Here is a 1,080-nt window from a genome sequence, read left to right as displayed (position 1 = left end):
AGTCCAAGCCGCAGGAGCGCCTCGTTTTCATCGGGATCCACGATGAGTTCCTGAAGTTCGTTGAGGATGTGTCCGTACAGGAAGCCGTAGAAGGCCCGGTAAATATGCAGGGCGTCTGCCGGATTGAACCCTGCACCGATCAAAATCCTCAGGATCTGCTCCAAGGGTTTCAAGGTCCCCGCGGGTCGGAGTCCCAAAGGCGTTGACAGAGGCCCTGTCACCAGCAGTGGGACAACGTTCGGGTGTCTTAGGCACACCCTCCGCAGTTCGTGTGCCATCCCGCGGAGTTGCGATTGCCAGTGTGTTTCGTCCGGGAAGACCTCAAGTTCTTCCAGCACCAATTCGGCCACCCCGGCGAGGAGTTCCTTCCGGTTGGCCGCGTATCGGTAAACAGTCATGGGATCCCGGCCCAGCATCTGCCCGAGCCGCCGCATGCTGAGCGCGTCCAGCCCGTGCTTGTCCACCAATTCCAAGGCCGCGCCGAGGACCGCCTGACGGCTGAGCCTGCGCACAGGCACCTGGGCTGTGGGGATTTCTGTATCTGTCATGGCACACGTCTCCTGCCTCCGATGAGCCCCGCAGAAATCCCCCGGAGGCTCTTGTTCAGGATTCACTGTAGGTCTACGCTGTAGATACGAGCACAAATCTACGTGTTATGTCTACAGTGTAGTGGTCAGCAGCGACTTTTACACCGCATCAGCGGAATTCCCCTCGCAGGGCGTCCTGCACCTTCTGGCCCCGTGCCGCCATGTCCGCACGAACGCTGGCCCCACCGCGCCATCACGCAGCCGGCACGTCACCACGCACTTGCCGGGCAGCCGCACGCCTCACTGAAAGTCGAACCATGGACGCATCACATTTTCAACGATTCCTCATCGAGGCCACCACCGAGGATCCGGACCCCACGAACGGCCTCGTCGAGGAGCAGCTCTACGGGCTGTACATCAGCTGGTGCCTCCTCAACGGCAGGACGCCGAAACCGGAAACGGACTTCCACGTGGCCATGAAAGAACACCACGTTGACCTCCATCGCTTGGGCATCACGGGACCGGCCGCCACGGACTACATTCTCCATAGCTC

Annotated in this window: 2 protein-coding genes; one reads left to right on the top strand and one right to left on the bottom strand. The window is 60.7% G+C overall.

Features of this window, described 5'->3' with window-relative positions:
• A partial coding sequence (locus tag ACFV20_RS37185) for a TetR/AcrR family transcriptional regulator C-terminal domain-containing protein (protein WP_385665612.1) occupies nucleotides 1-548 on the bottom strand: 548 nt, incomplete at its 3' end.
• A 296-nt stretch (nucleotides 549-844) separates the two neighbouring features.
• Here ACFV20_RS37185 and ACFV20_RS37180 point away from each other — a divergent pair.
• On the top strand, nucleotides 845-1,080 hold a 236-nt coding region (locus ACFV20_RS37180), incomplete at its 3' end, for a hypothetical protein (protein ID WP_385665609.1).

It is taken from the genome of Streptomyces sp. NPDC059696, from assembly GCF_042733745.1.
GTDB lineage: Bacteria > Actinomycetota > Actinomycetes > Streptomycetales > Streptomycetaceae > Streptomyces.
This window is presented reverse-complemented; position numbering and strand designations above follow the sequence as displayed.